The sequence below is a fragment of the Streptomyces recifensis genome, from assembly GCF_002154615.1.
In the GTDB taxonomy this organism is placed as follows: domain Bacteria; phylum Actinomycetota; class Actinomycetes; order Streptomycetales; family Streptomycetaceae; genus Streptomyces; species Streptomyces griseoluteus.
Genome location: NZ_MUNH01000229.1, coordinates 1 through 7,533 on the forward strand (window position 1 = coordinate 1; position 7,533 = coordinate 7,533).

Below are 7,533 nucleotides of genomic sequence, written 5' to 3' on the forward strand. Positions count from 1 at the left end.
CCTAGGCCACCCGGGTGGCCCCCGCGAACGGCATCTGGTCGATCGGCGCCACCCGGACCGGTGCCGAGGGATTGGGCGCGTGGATCATGCGGCCGTTCCCCACGTAGATGCCCACATGGCTGATGCCGGAGTAGAAGAACACCAGATCCCCGGGTTGGAGCTGGGAGCGGGAGACGCGTCGGCCCGCGTTGATCTGGGCGTAGGTGGTGCGGGGGAGGGAGATGCCCGCGGAGCGGTAGGCGGCCTGGATCAGCCCCGAGCAGTCGAAGGCGTCGGGACCGGTCGCACCCCACACGTAGGGGCTGCCGAGTTTCCGGTAGGCATAGGCCACGGCAGCCGAGGCGCGTGAGGTGGGCGCGGGAGCCGGCGCGGTCGCGCGGCCGGGGGACGCCTCGCCGAAGGTCGCCGGAGTCGGGGCGGAACGGCCCCCTGCGCCCACGGGGGCCGGGGCCGCCGGGGCGCCGGTGGTCGCCTTCGCCCGCTCGGGCGGGGTCAGCCGGGTGAGCAGCTGCCGGGCCTGCTTCAGCTTGGCGGTGACCGCGTCCTTCTGCCGCTTCAGCTCCGCCTGCCGGGACCGTACCGACTTCGCCTGGACGAGGGCCGCACCGCGCAGCCGCGCCATCTCCCGCAGCTCGGCGCGCACCCGGCTCACCTGCTGGGCCTGGCGGTGTCCGGCGCGTTCGGCGAAGGCGGCGTCGTCCAGGTAGCGGTCGGGGCTGCTGGAGAGAGCGAGCTGCCAGCTCGGGGCGATCGCGCCGTCGCGGTACTGCGCGGCGGCGAAGGCGCCCAGGGCGCCGCGGGCGGTGTTGAGTCTGTCCTGCCGGCGGGCGGTCTCGTCGCGCAGGGTGTTGAGCCGGTGCTGAGCGGCGCTCGCCTTCTCGCGGGCGCCGTTGTACTTCTCGGTGGCGGTCTCCGCCTCCTGGTACAGCCGGTCCACTTGGGCCTTGACCTGGGCGGTGGTGAGTTGCGGCTCGGCGTGTCCCGTTCCGTCGAAGGCCGTCGCGGTGGCCGCTCCCGCCAGGGCGAGAGTGGCGGCCGTGCGGGCCGTGTTGCCGCTGAGTGAGCGCGCTCGGAGTTTTCGGTGCGCTGCCACCTGGACCGTCACGTCCTTCCATGGGACTCGTGCGGCCGAGGACCACGGTCCCCTGGGGGAGCCGGTGTCCGGCGGCCGTCCGCACAGGGGAGACGGCGGCCGACGGACGGTCCTCGGCGGTGACGTCCGGCTGCCGCCCCCTGGTCCGGGCGGCTGTGGGGAACCGGTCACCTGGGGGAGGACGCTAGGCCGCTTGATGACAGCTTGGTAACGCGTGTACGGAACTGTGCTTGACGGGGAGGAAAGTGACCGTTTCCGACCGGGCTGCCGGGGTGGCGGTGGCGTCCATCCGAAGCCTGGTGATCAAAGAGAGGAAGACGGGACTCGAGGGAGGCAGGGGGTGCTATGACCGGCGAGTCCACGAGCGGGTGAGACCGGCCGGAGTCATGAGCCGGACGCGGGCCCCGGTACGGTGCCGACGGGATGTCGGGAACTAGGCTCGGTTCCCATGACCGTACTCATCCATGTCTTCGTCGCCCTGCACATCATCGGCATCGCCGCGCTGCTCGGCGGCTTCCTCACCCAGATGAAGGCGATGGGCCGGGGTACGGCCCGCTTCGTGCCCGCCATGCTGCACGGTGCGATCACCATGCTGGTGACCGGCGTGGTGCTGGTCGGCCTCAACGAGGCGGACGGCCACCACGTCAACAACATCAAGATCGGCATCAAGCTGGCGCTGCTGATCGTGATCCTCGGCCTGGTCTATGTGAAGCGTGACGAGGAGACGGTCGACAAGGGGATGTTCGGGCTGGTCGGCGCTCTGACCACGGCGAACATCTTCATTGCCGTGTTGTGGACGTGACACCCGTCGCTCCCGCCTCCCGGGGGCCGCGGCCCCCGGCGCGCCACGCGAGCGCCGCGCCCACGGCGGCCGCCAGCCACACCGCGACCGCCACCCAGACCAGCACCTTCCCCGGCCCGCTCAGCCAGGACACGTCCAGGGCGGCCGAGACCGCGAGGGTCGCCGCCGCCGTCATCCCCATCGAGAACACGGTGGCCCAGCGCAGCAGGCCGTAGCGCAGCCGGGGGCGCGCCAGCTCGGCCAGCACCAGCACGGCGTAGCAGACGAGGTCCAGTACCAGCAGGGTCGCGGTGGCCTGGTGCAGGACCTCGCTGTCGTCCTTGTTCCACAGGTACAGCCGCGCGCTGTCGGCGGCGATCAGCCGGGCCCCGGCCAGCGCCGAGATGGACAGCGCGCCGCCCGCGATCCAGTGGTCGCCCGGCCCGTGCAGGACCTGGCGGGAGTCGAAGCGGGGCAGGGTGAGGGCGTAGAGCAGCAGGCCCAGCCAGAACAGCACCAGCGCGGAGTGCGCGAGCCAGGCCGTCGCCTCGGCCGCGGCCAGGGTGGCCGCCAGGACGGCGAGCGCCTGGGTGGCCACGCAACACATGAACACCGTGCCCGGCATGCGCCGCCCCCAGTGCCGCAGCACGGAGACCAGCAGCACCGGCCAGAACAGCGCGGCAAGCGCCAGCAGCGCCCCGGCCAGGGGCTGGACGCCGAGCAGGGAGATCCGGGTGCCGAGTACCGCCGTGGCCGCCACCGCGGTGAGCGCGGCCGGGTCGCAGGCCTCCTCCGCCCAGCGTTCCCGGTGCCCCGCCAGCCGGACGGCGAAGGTGGCGGCGAGGGTCAGCCAGGCGAGGCAGGCCAGTACCAGGAAGATCCGGGACACCACCTCGACGCCCGCCAGACGCAGGCCGATGGAGACGACGGCGGTCGCCATGACGGCGGTGCCCGCCGCCGGAGGACGCTCCGCCACCCACGTTCGCAAGCCCGAGATGCCCGACATGTCCCTGATGCTAGGGAGCGGCGCCTCCCCGGCAGGCGGGGCACGCGCGCGTGGGGCTCGAAAAGAGGACCGGGCCGCACGGAGACCGTCCGGCCCGGATCGGGAGATCGTCCGGCGGGGAACTGGAGGCCACCCCGCCCGGGACTGAAGATCGTCCCGCCGGGAATCCGGCCATGTTCCCCGGACCGGGACCGGTTGTCGGTGCGGCGCCCTAGACTCGTAGAGCGATGAGCAGCCTCTTTGACGACAACTTCCTGGCCAGCCTCCAGCCCCCGCGGGGACCCGAGGAGGAGTCCGCGCCGCCCGAGGACGAGCACGCTCCGGAGCCGGTCCCGGACGACCTGTTCGGGGGGAAGTTCGATCTGCCCCCGGACCGGGACACCCACTACCGCGACGGCGCCCCGCGCCCGCCGGTCGACGCGGCGGCCCTCCTGGAGGGCCTGAACGAGAACCAGCGCGCGGCCGTCGTCCACGCGGGCTCCCCGCTGCTCATCGTCGCGGGCGCCGGTTCCGGCAAGACGCGGGTGCTCACCCACCGCATCGCCCACCTCCTCGCCGAGCGCCATGTGCACCCCGGCCAGATCCTCGCGATCACCTTCACCAACAAGGCCGCGGGCGAGATGAAGGAGCGCGTCGAGCAGCTCGTCGGCCCGCGTGCCGGCGCGATGTGGGTCATGACCTTCCACAGCGCCTGCGTCCGCATCCTGCGCCGCGAGTCGAAGAGGCTGGGCTTCACCTCGTCGTTCTCGATCTACGACGCGGCCGACAGCAAGCGCCTCATGGCCCTGGTCTGCCGCGACCTGGACCTCGACCCCAAGCGCTACCCGCCCAAGTCCTTCAGCGCCAAGATCAGCAACCTCAAGAACGAGCTGATCGACGAGGAGGACTTCGCCGCCCAGGCCACCGACGGCTTCGAGAAGACCCTCGCCCAGGCGTACGCGCTCTACCAGTCGCGGCTGCGCGAGGCCAACGCCCTCGACTTCGACGACCTGATCATGACCACGGTCAACCTGCTGCGCGCCTTCCCGGACGTGGCCGAGCACTACCACCGCCGCTTCCGGCACGTCATGGTCGACGAGTACCAGGACACCAACCACGCGCAGTACGCGCTGGTCCGGGAGCTGGTCGGCACGAGCGCGCACGACGAGGACGTACCGCCCAACGAGTACGACGTCCCGCCCGCCGAGCTGTGCGTCGTGGGTGACGCGGACCAGTCGATCTACGCCTTCCGGGGCGCGACCATCCGCAACATCCTCCAGTTCGAGGAGGACTACCCGGACGCGACGACGATCCTGCTGGAGCAGAACTACCGCTCCACGCAGACCATCCTGTCCGCCGCCAACGCGGTCATCGAGCGCAACGAGTCCCGCCGCCCCAAGAACCTGTGGACCAACGCCGGCCAGGGTGCGGGCATCACCGGCTATGTCGCGGACACCGAGCACGACGAGGCCCAGTTCGTCGCCGACGAGATAGACCGCCTCACCGACGCGGGCGACGCCAAGGCCGGGGACGTGGCGGTGTTCTACCGCACCAACGCCCAGTCCCGTGTGTTCGAGGAGATCTTCATCCGCGTCGGCCTGCCGTACAAGGTCGTCGGCGGAGTGCGCTTCTACGAGCGCAAGGAGGTCAGGGACGTCCTGGCCTACCTGCGCGTCCTCGCCAACCCCGAGGACTCGGTGCCGATGCGCCGCATCCTCAACGTGCCCAAGCGCGGCATCGGGGAGCGCGCCGAGGCGATGATCGACGCCCTCGCCCAGCGCGAGAAGATCAGCTTCCCGCAGGCGCTGAAGCGGGTGGACGAGGCGTACGGCATGGCCGCGCGCTCCACCAACGCGGTGCGGCGGTTCAACGCGCTCATGGACGACCTGCGCACCGTCGTCGAGTCCGGCGCCGGACCGGCCACCGTGCTGGAGGCGGTGCTGGAGCGCACCGGCTACCTCGCCGAGCTCCAGGCGTCCACCGACCCGCAGGACGAGACCCGGATCGAGAACCTCCAGGAACTCGCGGCCGTGGCGCTGGAGTTCGAGCAGGAGCGGGAGGACGGCGAGCAGGGCACGCTGGCCGAGTTCCTGGAGCGGGTCGCGCTCGTCGCTGACTCGGACCAGATCCCGGACGAGGAGGACGGCGACGGCGTCATCACGCTGATGACCCTGCACACCGCCAAGGGTCTGGAGTTCCCGGTCGTCTTCCTCACCGGCATGGAGGACGGCGTCTTCCCGCACATGCGCGCCCTCAACCAGACCAAGGAGCTGGAGGAGGAGCGGCGCCTGGCCTACGTCGGCATCACCCGCGCGCGCGAGCGGCTCTACCTCACCCGTGCCGCGCTGCGCAGCGCCTGGGGGCAGCCCTCGTACAACCCGCCCTCCCGGTTCCTGGAGGAGATCCCGGCCACGCACCTGGAGTGGAAGCGGACCGGTGCCTCGGCCGCGCCGTCCTTCGGCAAGGCCGCCTCCTCGGTCGCGTCCACCCTCTCCTCGTCCCGGTCCCGCTCCTCGGCCGCCGGTGCCTCCGGGTTCGCCACCCGCCGGGCCGGTGAGAAGCCGGTGGTGTCGCTGGCGATCGGCGACCGCGTCACCCATGACCAGTTCGGCCTCGGCATGGTGGTCGCGGTGGCCGGCGAGGGCGACAAGGCCCAGGCCACGATCGACTTCGGCGGCGGCAACGCCAAGCGGCTGCTGCTGCGGTACGCGCCGGTGGAGAAGCTCTAGACGCGGCCTCGGACGACGCGAGCCCCGCCAAAACGGCGGGGCTCGGTCATGTCGGGGCGGCGGATCAGGTCGGGTCCAGGCCGTGGCTGCGGAGCCAGGGGAGGGGGTCGATGGCCGCGCCGCCCGCCGGACGGACCTCGAAGTGGAGGTGGGGGCCGGTGGAGTTGCCGGAGTTGCCGGAATAGGCGATCGGTTCGCCGGCCTTGACCGAGGTTCCGGAGGGTACGCGGTAACTGGAGAGGTGGCAGTACCAGGTCTCCGTGCCGTCCTTCGCCGTGAGGACCAGCATGTTGCCGTAGGCGCTGTTCCACTTGGTGGTGACGACACCGTCGGTCGCGGCCATCACCGTGGTGCCGTACGACACGGGGAAGTCGATGCCGGTGTGGACGGACATCCAGTTGACGCCCGCCTGCCCGAACTGGGCGCTGAGGCCCTTCTGGAGAACCGGGAGCATGAACTTGGGGCGGAGTCTCTCCTTGAGCGCGGCCTCGGCGGCCGCCTTCTTCTTCTCCAGGGCCTGCTGAGCCCTGAGGTCGATGCGCTCCTGGGTCCGGCTCACCCGGTCGGTGAAGTCGTCGGCACCGGCGGACAGGGTCCGCAACTGGGTGTCGAGCTTGCTGTTGGCGACGGACGGCTTCACGGTGTGCGCGTCGGCGGCGGAGGCGGCGGCCTCCTGCGTCCCACCGGTCAGGTCGCCGACCGAGGCGGCGGCGATACCGGCCACGCCCATCACACAGGCCGACGGCACGGCGACGGTCAGCAGGGCGGAGCGCTTGGCGGGCGTGCGGCGCCGGGAGCGGGCCGCGGCACGTGAACCCGCGCGGGGGGCCGGGGTGACCTCCTCCTGGTCGTCCAGGAGGGCGGGAAGTTCACCGGTGCCGGTCAACTCGTCGTCGGCGTCGGGGTGTTCCTCGTGCTGATGGTCCGCGTACTCGACGTAGGCGGCGTCGTCCCCGTACGGGTCGTGGGTCACCTGGTCGAAGGTGGCCGTCGCCTGCTGGTCGAACGGCTCCTCGGCCCGCTGGTGCTCGGGCGTGCCGTCGGTGTTCCACTGGGTGGCGTCGTAGGCGCCGGAGTCGAAGGTCTGCGTCCCCCAGTCCCACTGCTGCGCGGGGTCCGGGGCGGCCTGCTGTCCGTACTGCGCCCAGGCGCCGGTGTCCTCCGGGCTGCCCTGCGCGGGGACGGTCCAGGCGGTGGTGTCGTAGGCGCCTGTGTCATAGGCGGTGTGCTGCTGGGCCGCGTAGGGGTCGTGGGCGAGGTGGCCGCCGTCGCCGGTCTGCCAGTGCGTCGTGTCGTACGCGCCCGTGGCGTGCTGGACGTTCTGGTATCCGCCGAGGTGCGGGTCGGCGGCGTAGGCCGCGTCGGCCACCGGAAAACCGGTGGTGTCGTAACCGCCGTACGTGGTGAGGTCGTCGTACGGGACTTCCGGTGCTCCGTACGGCGCGTAGTGCGCGGTGGAGGCGTCGGAAGCCGGAGCCGGGGTCATGGTCCCCGACGGGTGACGGTCGTTCACCAACTTCTCTTTCGCCTCGACAACAGGGGCTGCCAGAGCAGTGCGGCGACTGTACCCGGCGGTATGCGGGCGCGACAATCTTCCGCTGGTTTCATGTGGACGGGAAACGGGCATTCGGCCGTGTTTCGGGGTTTGCTGAACCCGAGTTTGGCCCTGTGTTCGAAGAGCGTTCGAGGATTTGTGACGCTGTGTCATCCCTGGGAAGGCTGTGACACCCCGGTCAGCCACTTCGTGTACCAACTGTGGAAGTCGCGCTCCCATGGAGTGAAGCCGCCCCAGTCGGGGTCCAGCAGCCAGATCTCTCCGGCATGCGGTCCGTTCAGGACGACGCGGGCGTACATTCCGCAGCCCGCTTCGGCCAGCGCGAGGGTGCCTCGGGTCAGCGTGCCGGCGGCTGCGCCTAGGCGGCCGGGGGCGGGCTCGGTCAGGGGG

5 protein-coding genes and 1 pseudogene are annotated in these 7,533 nt (G+C 71.4%); 2 read left to right on the forward strand and 4 right to left on the reverse strand.

The annotated features are described in order from the left end of the window. Position 1 precedes the first annotated feature (1 nt). A complete protein-coding gene (locus CCN33_RS13885; RefSeq protein ID WP_086693945.1) occupies positions 2–1,093 on the reverse strand; it encodes a C40 family peptidase in 1,092 nt (363 codons plus the stop codon). A 448-nt stretch (positions 1,094–1,541) separates the two neighbouring features. Here CCN33_RS13885 and CCN33_RS13890 point away from each other — a divergent pair, with 448 nt between their 5' ends. Beyond that, a complete protein-coding gene (locus tag CCN33_RS13890) occupies positions 1,542–1,895 on the forward strand; it encodes a hypothetical protein (RefSeq protein WP_030811871.1) in 354 nt (117 codons plus the stop codon). Here CCN33_RS13890 and CCN33_RS13895 read toward each other — a convergent pair. Beyond that, positions 1,873–2,880: an SLAC1 family transporter gene (locus tag CCN33_RS13895; protein ID WP_086693942.1), complete on the reverse strand. Its 1,008-nt coding sequence runs from the start codon at positions 2,878–2,880 to the stop codon at positions 1,873–1,875. The genes CCN33_RS13890 and CCN33_RS13895 overlap by 23 nt on opposite strands. 227 nt (positions 2,881–3,107) lie before the next feature. Here CCN33_RS13895 and pcrA point away from each other — a divergent pair, with 227 nt between their 5' ends. Continuing rightward, the gene (pcrA, locus tag CCN33_RS13905; protein WP_086693943.1) at positions 3,108–5,588 is read left to right on the forward strand and encodes a DNA helicase PcrA; all 2,481 of its coding nucleotides are present in this window, start codon (positions 3,108–3,110) and stop codon (positions 5,586–5,588) included. A 64-nt stretch (positions 5,589–5,652) separates the two neighbouring features. Here the strand turns inward: pcrA and CCN33_RS13910 are convergent, their stop codons facing one another. Next, a complete protein-coding gene (locus CCN33_RS13910) occupies positions 5,653–7,101 on the reverse strand; it encodes a M23 family metallopeptidase (protein WP_086693944.1) in 1,449 nt (482 codons plus the stop codon). A gap of 191 nt (positions 7,102–7,292) precedes the next feature. Next, positions 7,293–7,533: pseudogene (locus tag CCN33_RS32015) on the reverse strand (hypothetical protein); the annotation flags it as partial.